The organism is Streptomyces sp. NPDC007157 (assembly GCF_040634235.1).
Lineage (GTDB): Bacteria > Actinomycetota > Actinomycetes > Streptomycetales > Streptomycetaceae > Streptomyces.
The window spans coordinates 45,944-59,355 of record NZ_JBEYFE010000043.1 but is presented as its reverse complement, the minus strand read 5'-3'; the positions used below and the strand labels follow the sequence as shown (position 1 = coordinate 59,355).

Sequence of the window (13,412 nt, the reverse complement as noted above, 5' to 3'; positions counted from 1 at the left end):
GCCCGGCCCGTTCAACACCCCCCCCCCCACACCCCACTAAAATTGCATTTAAACCCCCCCCTCGCCCCGGCCTCCCCGGCGCCCCGGCCCCCCCCCCCGGCCGGCGCGGCCGCCTCTGCGCTCAGGCCACCACGCCCGGCCTGCGCCGCCGCCTCGCTCAGGCCGCCAGTACCTTCTCCAACGCCCCCAGCGCCGACCGCAGTTCCTCCGCCGTGACGGTCAGCGGCGGGGCCAGCCGGATCGTCGAGCCGTGCGTGTCCTTGACGAGGATGCCCTCGCGCATCAGGCGCTCGCTGATCTCGCGCCCGGTGCCGATCGCCGGGTCCACGTCGACGCCCGCCCACAGCCCGCGCGCGCGGAAGCCGACCACGCCCCTGCCCACCAGTTCCGCCAGACCGTCGCGCAGGACCACGCCCAACTCGGCGGCCCGGCGCTGGAACTCGCCGCTCTCCAGCAGCTCGACCACGGCCGTGCCGACCGCGGCGGCGAGCGGGTTGCCGCCGAACGTCGAGCCGTGCTCGCCCGGCCGCAGCACACTCATCACCTCTCGCCGGGCCACCACCGCCGACACCGGCACGATCCCGCCGCCCAGCGCCTTGCCGAGCAGCACGACGTCCGGGACGACGTCCTCGTGGTCGACGGCGAGGGTACGGCCGGTGCGGCCGAGGCCGGACTGGATCTCGTCGGCCACGAAGAGGCAGCCCGCCCGCCGGGTCAGTTCGCGGACCCCGGCCAGATAGCCGTCGTCGGGGATCATGACCCCGGCCTCGCCCTGGATCGGCTCGATCAGCACGGCCGCCGTCGTCTCGTCGACCGCCGCCTCCAGCGCCGCCAGGTCGTTGTACGGCACGATCCGGAAGCCCGGCGTGAACGGTCCGAAGCCCGCGCGGGCGGTCTCGTCCGTGGAGAAGCTGACGATCGTGGTCGTACGGCCGTGGAAGTTGTCCGCCGCGACGACGATCGTGGCCCGGTCGGCCGGGACGCCCTTCACGTCGTAGGCCCACTTGCGGGCCACCTTGATGCCGCTCTCCACCGCCTCGGCGCCGGTGTTCATCGGCAGCACCATGTCCAGGCCGGTCAGCGCGGCCAGCCGTTCGGCGAACTCGGCGAGCCGGTCGTTGTGGAAGGCCCGCGAGGTGAGGGTCAGCCGGTCCAGCTGGCGGTGTGCGGCCTCGACCAGAGCCGGGTGGCGGTGGCCGAAGTTGAGGGCCGAGTAGCCGGCCAGCATGTCGAGATAGCGGCGGCCCTCGACGTCCTCCACCCAGGCGCCCTCGGCACCGGCGACGACCACGGGCAGCGGATGGTAGTTGTGCGCGAGGACCGGCTCCTCGGCCTCGATCAGCTCGGCGGAGGTACGGGTGTGCGCGGGTGCGGTCATCGATGACTCTCCTCGGACCTCAGCGGATTTCCTGGGTGCAGCACTTGATGCCCCCGCCGGCCTTGTGGAACTCCGACAGGTCGACGGCGACCGGCTCGTAGCCCTGGTCGGCGAGCCGGGCGGCGAGCGCCTCGGCCTGCGGCGCGATGAAGACCCGGCGGCCGTCGGAGACGGAGTTCAGCCCCCATGCCATGGCGTCGTCGCGGGTGGCGAGAACCGCCTCCGGGTACAGCCGGCGCAGTACCTCGCGGCTGCCGCTGGAGAAGGCCTCGGGGTAGTACACGATGTTCTCGTCGTCGAGGACGAACAGCGCGGTGTCCAGGTGGTAGAAGTACGGGTCCACCAGGGTCAGGCTGATCACCGGATGGCCGAAGAACTCCTGCGCCTCCCGGTGCGCCTCCCGGGTGGTGCGGAAACCGGTGCCGGCGAGCAGGTACCGGCCCGTCCAGACCAGGTCGCCCTCGCCCTCGACCACCGAGCCCGGGCGGTACACGTCGTAGCCGGCGGTCTTGAACCAGAGGTCGTAGTGGGAGGACTCGGGGCGCCGCTCGGGCGCGTGGAACAGGGAGCCGAAGACACGGCCGCCGACGACCACCGCCGAGTTCGCGGCGAAGACCATGTCGGGCAGGCCGGGGACCGGCTCCAGGTGGTCGACGCTGTGGCCATGGGCGCGGTAGGCGCTGATGAGCGCGGTCCACTGCTCACGGGCCAGGTCGACGTCGACCCTGGTGTCGGGGTTCATCCAGGGATTGATCGCGTACTGCACGGCGAAGTGTCTGGGTTCGCAGACGAGGAAGCGCCGGACGCGCGGCACACGGCTTTCGGACACAGAGGTGTTCCTCCGCTTTCCTGCGGTGTCGAGGAGGGTTGAGACCAAGGTAGAAAGCGTCGGATACGGGCGACAAGCAATGGATGTTGCGTGTCCGCGCAGGATTGCTGCGTCTCTGATCGCCCAAACGCAGCATCGGTGCGTTTACTCCCTGCCTGCCCCCGCTCTACGGCGGTGCCGCGTGGGTCGCACCGGCCTCCGGGCTCTCCGGGAGCAGATGCGACAGCACCATCACACTGATCGTCTTCCGGATGAAGGGCTCCACCCGGATCCGTTCCAGCACCTCCTCGAAGTGGTCCACGTCCCGGGCGCGGACATGCAGCAGGGCGTCCGCGCCGCCGGTCACCGTCATGGCCGCGGTGATCTCCGGGTGGTTGCGGACCACCTCCGCGAGCCGCCTGGGCGGGGCCGCGCCCTCGCAGTACACCTCGACATACGCCTCGGTACGCCAGCCGAGGGCCGACGGCTTCACGGTGGCCGTGAACCCGGTGATCACTCCGGTCTCGCGCAACCGGTCGACCCGCCGCTTCACGGCCGTCGCGGAGAGCCCGACGGCCGCGCCGATCTCGGCGAAACTGGTCCGCGCGTTCGCCATCAGCGCGGTGGTGATCTTCCGGTCGAGATCGTCGAAGGGGGCGGTGCCGCTGTTCATGTCCGCACTGTATCCACGGGGAAAGACACTTCCGGCCACGCCACTTCACACGGTTCGTCCGGCGCGGACGTCCATGTCCGGTGCATGTCCAGCGCCCCGGTCCGCCGCCTACACTCCGTTCATGCTGCGCGCCCTCGCCGTCGACGACGAACGCCCCTCGCTGGAGGAGCTCCGCTACCTGCTGAACGCCGATCCGCGCATCGGCAGCGTCGAGGGCGCCGGGGACGCCACCGAGGCGCTGCGCCGCATCACCCGCGCCCTGGAGTCCGGACCGCACGGCCCCGAGGCCGTCGACGTCGTCTTCCTGGACGTCCAGATGCCCGGCCTGGACGGACTGGAGATGGCCCGGCTGCTCACCGGCTTCGCCCGGCCCCCGCTGGTCGTGTTCGTCACCGCCCACGAGGACTTCGCCGTCAGGGCCTTCGATCTCAAGGCGGTCGACTACGTCCTCAAGCCGGTACGCAAGGAGCGACTGGCGGAGGCGGTACGACGGGTCGCCGAACTGCGCGGCACCGCACCGCACATACCCGTGCACGAACCCGACCCGGACCACCTGCCGGTCGAACTCGGCGGTGTCACACGGTTCGTGGCCGTCGAGGACATCACCCATGTCGAGGCCCAGGGCGACTACGCCCGCCTGCACACCGAGCGCGGCAGCCACCTCGTGCGCATCCCGCTCTCCACCCTGGAGGACCGCTGGCGCTCCCGCGGCTTCGTCCGCATCCACCGCCGCCACCTGGTCGCCCTGCGCCACATCGGCGAACTCCGCCTGGACGCGGGTACGGTGAGCGTCCTGGTCGGCGGCGAGGAACTCCAGGTCAGCCGGCGCCACGCGCGCGAGCTGCGGGACCTGCTGATGAGGAGGGCCTGACGGTGCCCACCGACCCCGCCGAACGCCGGGTCACCGTCACCGGCCCGCCCCGCCGCAGCCGCCGTGGCTCCGGCTACTACCGGCCGCGCACCGAGATCGACGAGCAGACCACCCTCGGCCACACCTACGTCCGCTCCCTCATGCGCTCCCAACTCCGCGTCGCCGTCGTCGTGTTCGCCGTGCTCGTGCTGCTCGTCGGCCCGCTCCCGCTGGTGTTCGCGGCCGCCCCGCAGGCCCGCCGCCTGGAGTGGCTGGTGCTCGGCTTCTGCCTGTACGCCCCGCTGATCCTGCTGGCCCGCTGGTACGTGCGCCGCGCCGAACGCAACGAGGAGGACTTCGTCCGACTCGTCGAGGACCGATGAACTCCCGTCCGGACGAGACCGGATGAACTCCAATTACGCCGTCCCGGCCGTCGCCCTCGTGGTCGTCGCCACCGTCCTGGTCGGCGCCTTCGGCCTGCGCATCTCCCGGACCACATCCGACTTCTACGTCGCCTCGCGCACCGTGGGCCCGCGCCTCAACGCGGCCGCGATCAGCGGCGAGTACCTCTCCGCCGCCTCCTTCCTGGGCATCGCCGGACTGGTCCTGGTGCAGGGCCCGGACATGCTCTGGTACCCGGTCGGCTACACCGCCGGCTACCTGGTCCTGCTGCTCTTCGTCGCTGCCCCGCTGCGCCGCTCCGGCGCCTACACCCTCCCCGACTTCGCCGAGGCCCGGCTCGCCTCGCAGCCGGTACGACGGCTGGCCGGGGCGTTCGTCGTCGGCGTCGGCTGGCTCTATCTGCTGCCCCAACTCCAGGGCGCCGGGCTGACGTTGGCGGTTCTCACCGGCGCCCCGGACGCACTGGGCGGACTGATCGTGGCCGTGGTCGTGGTGGCCACCGTCGCCGCCGGCGGCATGCGCAGCATCACCTTCGTACAGGCCTTCCAGTACTGGCTGAAACTCACCGCCCTGCTGGTCCCCGCCCTCTTCCTGATCCTCGCCTGGCAGGGCGCCGGCGCCCCCACCCACGCCTTCGACGAACCGGCCGCCTTCCGCGACCAGCGCACCGTCGCCGTCCAGGACACCCTCGACCTCAGGCTGGACCGCCCCCTCACGGTCACCGTCACCGGCACCGTCGACGGCCGCCCGCGCCAGGACACCAGGGTCACCCTCCCCGAGGGAACCCACCGCATCGCCGCCGGCACCCGGCTGACCTTCGCCAAGGGCACCCGGGTGCCCGCCACCGACCGGGGCACCAACGGCGGCATGTCCACCTCGCTCGCCGAGAGCCGCGAGGAACGCCCGCTGTACGCCACGTACGGGCTGATCCTCGCCACCTTCCTCGGCACCATGGGCCTGCCGCACGTCGTCGTCCGCTTCTACACCAGCCCGCACGGCGTCGCGGCCCGCCGCACCACGGTCGCCGTCCTCGCCCTGATCGGCCTCTTCTACCTGCTGCCGCCGGTGTACGGCGCCCTCGGCCGGCTCTACACCCCCGAGCTCACCCTCACCGGCAACGCGGACGCGGCCGTCCTGCTGCTGCCCGACCGGGTCATCGGCGGCCCCGGCGGCGATCTCCTCGGCGCCCTGGTGGCGGGCGGCGCCTTCGCCGCGTTCCTGTCCACCGCCTCCGGACTGACCATGGCGGTCGCCGGCGTCCTCACCCAGGACGTCCTCCCGGCGCGCGGGGTACGGCACTTCAGACTCGGGACCGTACTGGCCATGGCCGTACCGCTCGCCGCCAGCGTGGTCGTCGGCGGGCTGCCGGCCGCGGACGCCGTGGGGCTCGCCTTCGCGGTGTCCGCCTCCTCCTTCTGCCCGCTGCTGGTCCTCGGCATCTGGTGGCGGCGGCTGACCCCGCCCGGCGCGGCCGCCGGGATGCTGGTCGGGGGCGGCTCGGCGTTCTGCGCGGTGGCCGCCACGATGGCCGACTTCCCGGGCACCGGGAACCTGCACGCCCTGCTCGCCTGGCCCGCCCTCTGGTCGGTGCCGCTGGGCTTCCTCACCATGATCCTGGTGTCCCTGGCGACGCCGGGCCGGGTTCCGCCGGGCACGGCCGCGATCCTGGCCCGCTTCCACCTCCCCGAGGAACTGCGTGCGGAGGTGAAGGCGTGACCGGATTCCTGGCCGGCCTCCTGGTGGCCGTACTCCCACTGCTGGCCGCCGGCTTCTGGCTGGGCCGCCGCACCGCACGCCCCGAGAGCCTCGGCGGTCTCGGCACCGCCGTCGAACACGCCACCTTCGAGACCCTGCACACCGCCTCCCTCGCCGCGCCCCCGCTGCGCGCGGGCCTGACCGAGGAGACCGCCCGCCGGTCGGCCCGCCGGCTGCGCACCCTGCTCGGCACCGACGCCCTCTGCCTCACCGACCACGAGAACCTGCTGGTCTGGGACGGCGTCGGCGCCCACCACCGCACCGAGATCATGGAACGCCTCGCCGGACCGGTGGAGTCCGGCCGCGGCGAGGCCTTCCGGCTGCACTGCGAACAGCCCGACTGTCCGGTCCGCTGGGCGGTGGTCGCCCCCCTCACCGTCGACGACCGCGTCCACGGCACCCTGGTCGCCTGCGCCCCGCGCGAGTCCGCCGTCCTGGTCCGCGCGGCCGGCGAGGTCGCCCGCTGGGTGAGCGTCCAGCTGGAACTGGCCGACCTGGACCGCTCCCGCACCCGGCTCATCGAGGCCGAGATCCGTGCCCTGCGCGCCCAGATCTCCCCGCACTTCATCTTCAACTCGCTCGCGGTGATCGCCTCTTTCGTGCGTACCGATCCCGAGCGGGCCCGTGAACTGCTGCTGGAGTTCGCCGACTTCACCCGCTACTCGTTCCGCAGGCACGGTGACTTCACCACCCTCGCGGACGAACTCCACGCCATCGACCACTACTTGGCCCTCGTCCGGGCCCGCTTCGGCGACCGCCTCACGGTCACCCTCCAGATAGCCCCGGAGGTACTGCCGGTCACCCTGCCCTTCCTCTGCCTCCAGCCCCTGGTCGAGAACGCCGTCAAACACGGTCTGGAGGGCAAGACCGGCACCTGTCACATCCAGATCACCGCGCAGGACGAGGGCGCCGAGGCCCTGGTCGTCATCGAGGACGACGGCACCGGCATGGACCCCGGCCTGCTGCGCGGCATCCTCGCCGGCGAGACCAGCCCGTCCGGCGGCATCGGCCTGTCCAACGTCGACGACCGGCTCCGCCAGGTCTACGGCGACGACCACGGCCTCGTCATCGAGACCGCCCCCGGCGCGGGCATGAAGATCATCGCCCGGCTGCCCAAGTACCAGCCCGGGGTGCACTAGCGCTCCGCGGCATGCCGTCGTCGTCCGCGGCGCCGTCGTGGCCGGTCGCGCCCACGCGGCGGTGGCTGCGCATTCAACCCCACGCGGCGGTGGCCGCACATTCAGTACAGCCCCGCGCCCCTTCGGGGCGCTGCGTCAGTTGCTCTGGGTGACCACCATCGCGAGGGTCAGCAGCCCCAGTACCACCCACCCGAACCAGAGCCAGCCGTTGCTGCCGAGAGCCACCGTGTAGGCCGTCACCACCACGAGTCCGCCTACGGTGAGGACCCCCATCGCCTTGGTGGAACCGTTCGTAGAACCGGGCATCACGACACCCTCCTCATGGTCCGACTCCCTCCATGGTGCCCCCGTTCTGCCTCCGTACGGCGCACACGACGAAATGAGCCACCTGTCTTCCACATCCCCGCACTGGCCCAGGCGGCCGCCCGACGCCCAAAAGGACCGAATCCCTACCCCCGGGTCGGCACGTGACGGGCACAGGCCGTGCCCGACCGGTCCGCGTCCGCGCCCGGGTCACCTGGGCACCGAGCCGGGCGAACCCGAGCACCTCCGCCCGGGGCGAGCACCACGGGGGCCGGCGCGACGGTTCCTCGGACGACGGCCGCGGAGAGGAGAGCCCCGTCAGCCCTTGCGTGCGTTCAGCGAGGCCAGATAGGCGTTGTAGGCCTCGAGTTCCTTGTCGCCGTCCCGGTCCGCGGCCCGGTCCGTGCGCCGGGCCTGCCGCTGCTCGGAGCCGTACCACTGGAACAGCAGGGCGATCAGCACCAGCACGGACGGGACTTCACTGAACGCCCAGGCGATACCACCGGCCGCGGTCTGGTCGGAGAGCGCGTCGATGCCGAGCGAGGCGGGCGGGTTCTTGAACGTCTCGACCATCGGCTCCGACGCCATCATCAACGCGATACCGAAGAACGCGTGGAACGGCATGCCCGCGAACAGCTCCAGCATCCGCATCAGGTACCCCGGCCGGTGCGGTCCCGGATCGACACCGATGATCGGCCAGAAGAAGACGACACCGACCGCCAGGAAGTGCACCATCATCGCGACGTGCCCGGCCTTCGACCCCATCAGGAAGTCGAACAGCGGGGTGAAGTAGAGCGCGTAGAGGCTCGCGATGAACAGCGGGATCGTGAAGGCGGGATGGGTGATGATCCGCATGTACCGGCTGTGCAGCAGCGCCAGCAACAGCTCGCGGGGTCCCTTGCGGCCCTTCCCGGCGACGGGCAGCGCACGCAGCGCGAGCGTGACCGGGGCGCCCAGCAGGATGAAGATGGGCGACAGCATGCTGATGACCATGTGCTGCACCATGTGCACGCTGAACATGACCATCCCGTAGTCGTTCAGCCTGGTGCACATCACCAGCATGATGGTCAGCACACCGACGACGAACGACACCGTACGTCCGACGGACCACGCGTCCCCGCGCCGCCGCAGCCGCGCCACACCCCACCCGTACAGCGCGAGCCCCGCGACACAGGCCACGAGGAAGAAGGGATCCGCCGACCACTCCAGCCCCCGCCCCAGCGTGAACGGCGGCAAGTCCATGGGCATGCCGTGCCCGCTGTGATCCATCCGGCGGCTCCTGATTCGTGGGGGGTTGTGCGTTTCTGCCGCCCACAAGAGTAGAACCGTCCCGGGTCACGCCTACGACCGGGGGCACCGGAGCGCCCCGTCAGGGGCGCGGGGGAACTGCGCGAGCAACCGCCACGCGCCCGCACCCGCAACACAGCGGCAAGTCCCCTAAAGCACGGTCTCCGCCTCGTCGTACCGCTCCGCGGGAACCGTCTTCAACGTCTCCACCGCCTCGGCGAGCGGCACCATCACGATGTCCGTCCCCCGCAGCGCGGTCATGTGACCGAACTCCCCGCGATGCACGGCCTCCACCGCATGCCACCCGAACCGCGTCGCCAGCACCCGGTCGTACGCCGTCGGCGTGCCACCCCGCTGCACATGCCCGAGGATGACCGGCCGCGCCTCCTTGCCGAGCCGTTGCTCCAGCTCGATGGAGAGCTGCCGGGCGATCCCGGCGAACCGCTCGTGGCCGTAGATGTCCTTGCCGCCCTCGTCGAAGGCCATCGTGCCCGCCTTCGGCTTGGCCCCCTCCGCCGCGACGACGATCGCGAACCGCTTCCCGGCCTCGAACCGCTCGCCGACCCGGCGGGCCAGCTCCTCGATGTCGAAGGGCCGTTCCGGTACGACGATGGCGTGGGCGCCGGCCGCCATGCCGGAGTGCAGGGCGATCCAGCCGGTGTGCCGGCCCATGACCTCGACGACGAGGACCCGCTGGTGGGACTCGGCGGTGGTCTTCAGCCGGTCGAGGGCCTCGGTGGCCACACCCACGGCCGTGTCGAAGCCGAAGGTGACGTCGGTGACGGCGATGTCGTTGTCGATGGTCTTCGGCACGCCGACGATCGGCAGACCGGCGTCGGACATCAGCCGGGCCGCCTTCAGCGTGCCCTCACCGCCGATCGGGATGATCGCGTCGAGGCCGAGTTCGGCCACATGGCCCCTGGCCCGCTCCACGCCGTCCCGCAGGTGCGAGGGCTGGACCCGGGAGGAGCCGAGGATCGTGCCGCCACGGGCCAGGATGCCGGCCACGGCGTCGAGGTCGAGCTTGAGATAGTCGCATTCCAGGAGGCCCTTCCAGCCGTCCCGGAAGCCGATGACCTCGTCGCCGTGGTCGGCGACGGCACGGTGCACGACGGACCGGATGACGGCGTTCAGGCCGGGGCAGTCGCCGCCGGACGTGAGGACACCAATGCGCATAGCCCGAACAACCTTCTCCACGTGGGCCGAAGACCGGACCACGCTGTCCGGCTGACATCGCCGTCACCCTACCGGCGGGAGGGGGTCTCGCCGTACCGGGCGTCCGCCTGCTGGACGCGCCCGCACATGTGAGCGGACACCTGGTCAGGCGGGCCCGGAGTCGACCGTTCCGGTACGGTCAGGCGGGCTGCTGCGCCGACGCGATCCGCTCGCTGCGCAGGGCCTCGTACCACCGGTCGTCGATCGGCGGCAGCGCGTTCACGTCGAGCGCGAGCTTCAGCAGCAGGTCGGCGATGAGCGGGTTGCGGGCGAGCACCGGCCCGTGCATGTACGTGCCGAAGACGGTGTCGTTGTACGCGCCCTCCGTGCCGTCCCCGGTGCCGTTGCCCCGGCCGAGCTGGACGCGGGCGAGGGGGCGGGCGGTGGGGCCGAGCTGGGTGATGCCCTGGTGGTTCTCGAACCCGGTGAGCTGGGGCAGCCCGAGGCGCGGGTCGATGTCGGCGAGGACGTCACCGACGCACCGCTCCCCGGTGCCGCGCACGGTCGTCACGTCGAGCAGGCCGAGGCCCGGCTCGCGCTGGCCCAGGTCGTTGATGAACTCGTGCCCGAGGATCTGGTAGCCGGCGCACACCGAGAACACGATCGCGCCGTTCTCCACGGCCCGGTACAGGTGCCCGTCGCGGCGCAGCCGCTCGGCGGCGAGCCGCTGCGGACGGTCCTCACCGCCGCCGATCAGGTAGATGTCGCCGGAGGTCGGGATCGGCTGGTCGCTGCGCACGTCCAGCCGGGCCACGTCGAGACCGCGCTGCCGCGCCCGGCGCTCCACGACGAGCGCGTTGCCCTGGTCGCCGTAGGTGCTGAGCAGGTCCGGGTAGATCCACACCAGCCGCAGTTGGTTGTCGCTCATCAATGATCGTCCTTCGGGGTCAGTCAGTTGCCGACGCGGCGGCGCAGATCCTGGAACGCGGTGTAGTTCGCGATGACCTCGATCCGGCCGGGCGGGGCCATCTGCACGGCCTGGTCGAGGGAGTCGCAGACCTGGAAGTGCTGGTTCGCGACCTCAAGACGCACCGCGAGGTCCAGCTTGCGGTCGCCGAGCACGAAGATCGGGTGGCCGGTGAGGCGGGTGTAGTCCACGTCCCACAGCCAGGAGGTGTCGGTGCCGTCCGCGCCGCGCGCGTTCACGGAGAGGATCACCGGGGTTGGCGGCGGGTCGATCAGCGAGAACGTCTCCAGCCAGCCGGCCGGGTTCTTCGCGAGCAGCAGCCGCAGGTCACGTCCCTGGAACTGCACGACGTCGTACCGCCCCGCGACGGCCTGCACCTGGTACATGCGCTCCAGGGCGACCTGTGGTGGCACCCCGAAGACGGCGGCGACGGCGGCCGAGGAGGCCGCGTTGGCCTTGTTGGCGCGTCCCGGCAGCTGGAGGTGGATCGGCCAGGCGGACCCGTGCGGGTCGAGGACGTGGTCCCCGGACAGCACCCAGCTCGGGGTCGGCCGCCGGAACCCGCACTCACCGCAGAACCAGTCGTCGCCCGGGCGCTGCATCACACCGCCGCAGGACGGGCAGGACCAGGCGTCGTCCTTCCACATCTGCCCGGCGGCGACCCAGATCACATTGGGGGAGGAGGACGCGGCCCACACCACCAGCGGGTCGTCGCAGTTCGCCACGATGACGGCCTTGGTCCCGGCCAGGCCCTCCCGCCAGTTCTCGGCGAGCATCCGGGTCTCGGCGGCCCGGTCGAGCTGGTCTCGGGAGAGGTTGAGCAGGGCGATGCACTTCGGGTCGGTGTCCCGGGCGACCCCGGCCAGGTACTTCTCGTCGACCTCGATCACACCGAACTTGGACTCCGAGCCACCTGCCAGCGCCGACGTGATACCGGCCGGCATGTTGGCCCCGAGCGCGTTGGACACGACCGGCCCCGCGGCCTTCAGCGCCTCGGCGATGAGCCGGGTGGTGGTCGTCTTGCCGTTCGTCGCCGAGACGAGGGTGACGTCCAGGTTCTGGGCGAGCCGGGCGAGAAGGTCGGGGTCGAGTTTCAGTGCGACCCGGCCGCCGATCACGGATCCGCTGCCGCGTCCCGCAGCACGGGACGCCGCCGCGACCGCCTTGCCCGCGGTCACGGCGATCTTGGCCCGCGGCGTGAGCGGGTCCGAGTTGCCTGCCATCAGTTCTCGATCCTCCTTGACTACGCGCCGCGCTTCAGCCATCCGGCAACGTGGTGTGCGCCTCAGCCTATCGAGATCCATTCGCACACCCGAATTCCGGCCCTCGCCTGCGCGGCGGGCAGGGGCCGATTCGAACCGTACCCTTGCGACCATGCGACAAGGTTCCATTCCGGGCGCCCGTGGGCGGGTCCGGCCCCTCACCCTGCTCGGCGACCCCGTCCTGCACGCCCGCTGCGCGGAGGTCACCGACTTCGGCCCCGAACTCTCCCGTCTGGTGGAGGACTTGTTCGCGACGATGTACGCGTCGGAGGGCGTGGGCCTGGCGGCGAACCAGGTGGGGGAGCCGCTGCGGGTGTTCGTCTTCGACTGCCCCGACGACGAGGACGTGCGGCATCTGGGCCATGTGGTGAACCCCCGCCTGGTGGCGGCGGACGGCGTGACGATCCGCGGCCCGGAGGGCTGTCTGTCCCTGCCGGGCCTGGAGGCGGGGACTGAGCGCCACGACCACGCGGTGGTGGAGGGGTTCACGATGACGGGGGAGCCGATCACGATCCACGGCACGGGCTTCTTCGCGAGGTGCCTGCAGCACGAGACGGACCATCTGGACGGCCGTGTCTATTCCGACCACCTCTCGGGTTGGCGCGGGCGCAAGCTGATGAGGCAGGTGGCCAGATCCTCTTGGCGCCGGTGAGGACATCTGCCGGCTTCCAGGGGCGCGGGGCTGTGCCGATGTGCGGCTGCGCCGCGTGGGCGGGACCAGCCCCCACCCACCCGCACTCGAAACCCGGCCCTCAGAACCCCGGACCCCCGATCTTGTCCCCGGCGGCGGCCAACCGACCCCACAGCAGGTCCGCCAAACTCTTCACCAATTCCGCACGAGAACAGGGCCGTTCTCCCAGCCACCAGTCCCCGGCCGCGTGCATCATGCCGACGATCCCGTGCCCCCACACCCGCGCCAGCTGCTGACTCCCGGGCCCGAGATCCAGCCGGTCCTCGATGACCTGCGCCAGCTCCTCACCCATCCGCCGCAACAGGGGGGCAGAGTGTTTCCCCACGTCGAACCCCTGGTCGGACCCTGTGCTGCCCTCCGCGGGATGCATCAGGAACCGGTACACCTGAGGCCGCGCCTCGATCGCCGCGAGATAGGTGTCCAACGTGGCCTCGACCCGCTCGCGTCGGTCCGCCGGCGCGTCCAGCGCCTCCCGCAGGGAGTTCAGCAAGGCGTCCGTGTGCCGCTTGGCCAGGGCCGCGTAGAGGCCGCCCTTGTCGCCGAAGTGGCGGTAGAGGATCGGTTTGGTGATGCCGGCCTCCGCCGCGATCGCGTTCATGGAGGCTTGCGGGCCGTCGCGCAGCACCACCCGGTCGGCGGCCTCCAACAGCTCCCGCCGTCGGCGGTCGGCGGACCGCTGCTGTTCGGTCCGCTGTGTGGTGTCCATGTGCTCTCCCCACCCCGTGCTGTTTCGGTGACGCCT

General features: G+C 71.5%; 14 protein-coding genes. 5 read left to right on the top strand and 9 right to left on the bottom strand.

Annotated features, from left to right (window positions below):
- Positions 1–157: 157 nt before the first annotated feature.
- From rocD to ABZ642_RS43665, 3 genes are all read right to left on the bottom strand, one after another.
- Positions 158–1,378: an ornithine--oxo-acid transaminase gene (gene rocD / locus ABZ642_RS43675; protein ID WP_360496419.1), complete on the bottom strand. Its 1,221-nt coding sequence runs from the start codon at positions 1,376–1,378 to the stop codon at positions 158–160.
- Between the two features lie 19 nt (positions 1,379–1,397).
- On the bottom strand, positions 1,398–2,255 hold the full coding sequence (gene ddaH, locus ABZ642_RS43670; RefSeq protein ID WP_360496416.1) for a dimethylargininase: 858 nt from the start codon (positions 2,253–2,255) through the stop codon (positions 1,398–1,400).
- Between the two features lie 118 nt (positions 2,256–2,373).
- Positions 2,374–2,859, bottom strand: a complete 486-nt coding sequence (locus ABZ642_RS43665; protein ID WP_360496413.1) for an Lrp/AsnC family transcriptional regulator — start codon at positions 2,857–2,859, stop codon at positions 2,374–2,376.
- Between the two features lie 121 nt (positions 2,860–2,980).
- Here ABZ642_RS43665 and ABZ642_RS43660 point away from each other — a divergent pair, with 121 nt between their 5' ends.
- From ABZ642_RS43660 to ABZ642_RS43645, 4 genes are read left to right on the top strand one after another with little or no spacing between them, the layout of a single operon-like run.
- Complete coding sequence (locus tag ABZ642_RS43660; RefSeq protein ID WP_360496410.1) at positions 2,981–3,730, top strand: LytTR family DNA-binding domain-containing protein; 750 nt, start codon at positions 2,981–2,983, stop codon at positions 3,728–3,730.
- Positions 3,731–3,732: 2 nt separating this feature from the next.
- Positions 3,733–4,092, top strand: a complete 360-nt coding sequence (locus ABZ642_RS43655) for a hypothetical protein (protein WP_360496407.1) — start codon at positions 3,733–3,735, stop codon at positions 4,090–4,092.
- A gap of 22 nt (positions 4,093–4,114) precedes the next feature.
- Positions 4,115–5,827: a cation acetate symporter gene (locus ABZ642_RS43650; RefSeq protein WP_360496404.1), complete on the top strand. Its 1,713-nt coding sequence runs from the start codon at positions 4,115–4,117 to the stop codon at positions 5,825–5,827.
- Complete coding sequence (locus tag ABZ642_RS43645; RefSeq protein ID WP_360496401.1) at positions 5,824–7,005, top strand: histidine kinase; 1,182 nt, start codon at positions 5,824–5,826, stop codon at positions 7,003–7,005. Before ABZ642_RS43650 ends, ABZ642_RS43645 begins: the two co-directional genes overlap by 4 nt.
- Before the next feature lie 135 nt (positions 7,006–7,140).
- On the opposite strand, the gene ABZ642_RS43640 is transcribed toward ABZ642_RS43645, so the two are convergent.
- The 5 genes from ABZ642_RS43640 to ABZ642_RS43620 form a co-directional block, all read right to left on the bottom strand.
- Positions 7,141–7,311: a hypothetical protein gene (locus ABZ642_RS43640; RefSeq protein WP_351698366.1), complete on the bottom strand. Its 171-nt coding sequence runs from the start codon at positions 7,309–7,311 to the stop codon at positions 7,141–7,143.
- A 315-nt stretch (positions 7,312–7,626) separates the two neighbouring features.
- Positions 7,627–8,577, bottom strand: coding sequence for a cytochrome c oxidase assembly protein (locus tag ABZ642_RS43635; RefSeq protein WP_360496398.1), 951 nt, complete (start codon positions 8,575–8,577; stop codon positions 7,627–7,629).
- Positions 8,578–8,745: 168 nt separating this feature from the next.
- On the bottom strand, positions 8,746–9,771 hold the full coding sequence (locus tag ABZ642_RS43630) for a 6-phosphofructokinase (RefSeq protein WP_351733704.1): 1,026 nt from the start codon (positions 9,769–9,771) through the stop codon (positions 8,746–8,748).
- Positions 9,772–9,949: 178 nt separating this feature from the next.
- Positions 9,950–10,678: a glutamine amidotransferase gene (locus ABZ642_RS43625; protein WP_360496395.1), complete on the bottom strand. Its 729-nt coding sequence runs from the start codon at positions 10,676–10,678 to the stop codon at positions 9,950–9,952.
- 23 nt (positions 10,679–10,701) lie between these two features.
- A complete protein-coding gene (locus ABZ642_RS43620) occupies positions 10,702–11,940 on the bottom strand; it encodes a MurT ligase domain-containing protein (protein WP_360496392.1) in 1,239 nt (412 codons plus the stop codon).
- Positions 11,941–12,091: 151 nt separating this feature from the next.
- Between ABZ642_RS43620 and def the strand changes: the two genes are divergently transcribed.
- Positions 12,092–12,631 carry a peptide deformylase gene (def, locus tag ABZ642_RS43615; RefSeq protein ID WP_360496389.1) on the top strand — a complete coding sequence of 180 codons (540 nt, stop codon included), beginning with the start codon at positions 12,092–12,094 and terminating at the stop codon, positions 12,629–12,631.
- 100 nt (positions 12,632–12,731) lie between these two features.
- Here def and ABZ642_RS43610 read toward each other — a convergent pair whose 3' ends face one another.
- Complete coding sequence (locus ABZ642_RS43610; RefSeq protein ID WP_360496386.1) at positions 12,732–13,376, bottom strand: TetR family transcriptional regulator; 645 nt, start codon at positions 13,374–13,376, stop codon at positions 12,732–12,734.
- Between the last annotated feature and the right edge of the window lie 36 nt (positions 13,377–13,412).

Bases quoted from the DNA above. Each gene is read 5' to 3' on its own strand.
- ABZ642_RS43630 (WP_351733704.1), bottom strand. From the start codon at position 9,771: ATGCGCATTGGTGTCCTCACGTCCGGCGGCGACTGCCCCGGCCTGAAC.
- def (WP_360496389.1), top strand. From the start codon at position 12,092: ATGCGACAAGGTTCCATTCCGGGCGCCCGTGGGCGGGTCCGGCCCCTC.
- rocD (WP_360496419.1), bottom strand. From the start codon at position 1,378: ATGACCGCACCCGCGCACACCCGTACCTCCGCCGAGCTGATCGAGGCC.
- ABZ642_RS43625 (WP_360496395.1), bottom strand. From the start codon at position 10,678: ATGAGCGACAACCAACTGCGGCTGGTGTGGATCTACCCGGACCTGCTC.
- ABZ642_RS43635 (WP_360496398.1), bottom strand. From the start codon at position 8,577: ATGGATCACAGCGGGCACGGCATGCCCATGGACTTGCCGCCGTTCACG.
- ABZ642_RS43620 (WP_360496392.1), bottom strand. From the start codon at position 11,940: ATGGCAGGCAACTCGGACCCGCTCACGCCGCGGGCCAAGATCGCCGTG.
- ABZ642_RS43640 (WP_351698366.1), bottom strand. From the start codon at position 7,311: ATGCCCGGTTCTACGAACGGTTCCACCAAGGCGATGGGGGTCCTCACC.
- ABZ642_RS43650 (WP_360496404.1), top strand. From the start codon at position 4,115: ATGAACTCCAATTACGCCGTCCCGGCCGTCGCCCTCGTGGTCGTCGCC.
- ABZ642_RS43660 (WP_360496410.1), top strand. From the start codon at position 2,981: ATGCTGCGCGCCCTCGCCGTCGACGACGAACGCCCCTCGCTGGAGGAG.
- ABZ642_RS43610 (WP_360496386.1), bottom strand. From the start codon at position 13,376: ATGGACACCACACAGCGGACCGAACAGCAGCGGTCCGCCGACCGCCGA.
- ABZ642_RS43665 (WP_360496413.1), bottom strand. From the start codon at position 2,859: ATGAACAGCGGCACCGCCCCCTTCGACGATCTCGACCGGAAGATCACC.